Raw genomic sequence first — 2635 nt, 5'->3', positions numbered from 1 at the left:
TTTCACAAGAGTTTCACCAGTGACTGCTTGCATTCTTTCCAGTACTCATGGGCACAATCTGACCCATTCATGCCAGGTCATGACAGGGAAGCCGCAGGTCAGACAGTCCTCGGGGGTTGGGCTGGACAGGAGAGCACTACCGTGAAGTTCCGCGCCAAACGCTCCACCGCCGGGATCATGACGCCGGAGCAGGAGGCGAACGCCGGTCACACCGCCCCATCCGTCGACGCGTCGCCCCGGGTGCCGCCGCAGCAGCCCGCCGGGCCGCGGTCGGCCCCGCCCCCGCAGCAGGACGCCGCCTTGATCCGGGCCAGCGCGGCCCTGGTCGCCCCGTACGCGGACCAGCTGCCGGTCTTCTTCTACAGCACCCTGTTCAACCGCTACCCGCAGGTGCGCGAGCTCTTCCCGCCCGACCTGAACCCGCAGCAGGACCGGCTGGTGCGCGCGCTGCTGATGATCGTGGAGCTGGTGGACGACCCGGCGAACCTGGTCGCGTTCTGCTCCCACCTGGGCCGCGACCACCGCAAGTTCGGCACCCGGAGCGCGCACTACGGCGCGGTCGGCGAGGTCCTGCTGGCCACCCTGGAGCACTTCGCCGGCCCCGCCTGGACGCCGGAGGTGGCCGCCGCCTGGACCCGGGCGTACACCACGGTCGCCGAGGTGATGGACCAGGCCGCCGAGGCGGACGCCAGGGTCAACCCCGCCGCCTGGGAGGCGCGGATCGTGGCGCACCGCCGACACGGTCAGGACCTGGCCGAGTTCACCGTCCGCCCCGACCACCCGTTCCCGTTCACCGGCGGACAGTACGTCAGCATGGAGACCCCGTGGGCCCCGCGGGTCTGGCGCTACTACTCGCCCGCCAACGCGCCCAGACCCGACGGCACGCTGACCTTCCACGTCCGGGCCGTCACCGGCGGCCGGGTCAGCAACGCGCTGGTGCGCCGGGCCGCCGTGGGCGACACGGTGCGGCTCGGCCCCGCGCAGGGCGACATGGTGCTGGACCCCCGCTCGCCGCGCGACGTGGTCTGCGTGGCCGGCGGCACCGGCCTGGCCCCGGTGCGGGCGCTGATCGAGCAGGCCGCGCTGGACGGGGTGCGCCGCCGGATGGACGTCTTCCTGGGCAGCCGCACCGCCGCGGACCTGTACGGGCTGGACGAGCTGCTCAGCCTGGGGCAGCGCCACCGCTGGCTCCACGTGCGGGCCGCGATCGCCGACCAGGACGCGCACGAGGGCCCCGGCTACCTGCCCAAGGTGCTCGCCGAGGCCGGCCCGTGGGACCGGCACGACGCCTACCTGGCCGGCCCCGGCCCGATGATCGTGACGGCCGGCCGGGTGCTGATGCGCGCCGGGATGCCGCTGGAGCGGATCCACCACGACCCGTTCGTCACGCTCGAAGAACCGACCACCTGAGGACGCCCCCGTGACCCAGCCACACCAGCACTTCGGCTCGGCGGGCGAGCACCAGCTGCAGCGCGAGCACGGCACGGCCGACCGGGCCGCCGAGTTCTACCGTCGTCAGGTCCGCCCGCACCTGACGGCACAGATGCGCGACTTCATCGCCAAGCAGTCGATGGTCTTCCTGGCCAGCGCCGACTCCGGCGGCGCCTGCGACGCCAGCTTCCGGGCCGGGCCGCCCGGCTTCGTCCAGGTGCTGGACGACCACACGCTGGCCTACCCCGAGTACAAGGGCAACGGCGTGCTGGCCAGCGCCGGCAACATCACCGAGAACCCGCACCTCGGCCTGCTCTTCATGGACTTCACCCACGAGCACCTGGGCCTGCACGTCAACGGCACCGCCCACCTGCGCCCCGACTCCGCGCTGCGGCTGGCCCACCCGCAGCTCCCGGTGGAGACCGCGCCCGGGCGGAAGGTGGAGTTCTGGGTGCACGTGAGCGTGGACGAGGCGTACATCCACTGCTCCAAGCACATCCCGCACCTGGTGCCCGCCCCGCGTCCGCGGCTGGAGCGGGTGCGGGACGCCGAGTTCTTCCACGTCGAGCCGGTGCCGCCGACCCCGGCGCGGCCGAGCTGGGCGGCACCGGCCGCCGCGGCGTCGGTGGCCGCGGCCTCGGCGGCGGCCGACGGGGAGCGGGAGCCGGTGCGGGTCCCGCCGCCGCGGCGCGCCTGGCGGTTCGGGGTGCGGCGGGCCTGACCGGTGCGGAGTCGGCGGTGCGTCAGCCGCCGCTTCCCCCGATGTTTCTGATGTGACGAGTGTGACATGAGAGGTTGATGAAGAGTTAGTTGCCCCATGTGATCAGTGACCCGTACGGTTCGGTCGGGTCCTGTGTGCAGGTCCCTTCACCGACGGTCACGTTCTTGACCGGTTTGCATCGGTTTCATGGGGGTTCAGAAGCGCATGCGCGCAACAAGCAGGTGGCTTTCTGCTGCCCGGGGGCGGGTGACGGGCCGGAAGAGCCTGGTCACCGTCTCGCTGGTGGCAGCACTGTCGATGGTGGCGCCGATGGCGCACGCGGAGACGGTGGTGGGCGGGTACCACTACAAGGGGAAGGTCTGGGCGGCGGATCCGCTGCCGAAGTCGCCGAAGGTGGCCGGGCACAACGCCGGCGCCTCGGCGAAGCCGCCGGTGGTGGCGGAGCCGAAGGGCTCGCGGGAGTTGAAGCCGCATCAGGTGGCG

Annotated in this window: 3 protein-coding genes; all 3 read left to right on the top strand. The window is 72.3% G+C overall.

Features of this window, described 5'->3' with window-relative positions:
* Window positions 1-141: 141 nt before the first annotated feature.
* Entirely contained in the window at window positions 142-1410 is a 1269-nt protein-coding gene (locus ACFW1A_RS39900; RefSeq protein WP_380418539.1) for a globin domain-containing protein, read from the top strand.
* A 10-nt stretch (window positions 1411-1420) separates the two neighbouring features.
* Window positions 1421-2152 (top strand): pyridoxamine 5'-phosphate oxidase family protein, encoded by a 732-nt coding sequence (locus ACFW1A_RS39895; protein ID WP_380418536.1) that lies wholly within the window; start codon window positions 1421-1423, stop codon window positions 2150-2152.
* A 246-nt stretch (window positions 2153-2398) separates the two neighbouring features.
* On the top strand, window positions 2399-2635 hold a 237-nt coding region (locus ACFW1A_RS39890), incomplete at its 3' end, for a hypothetical protein (protein WP_380418534.1).

This window comes from Kitasatospora sp. NPDC058965, assembly GCF_042741245.1.
GTDB lineage: Bacteria > Actinomycetota > Actinomycetes > Streptomycetales > Streptomycetaceae > Kitasatospora.
Note: the sequence above shows the minus strand (reverse complement) of the source record. Positions and strands in the feature narration are given on the sequence as shown.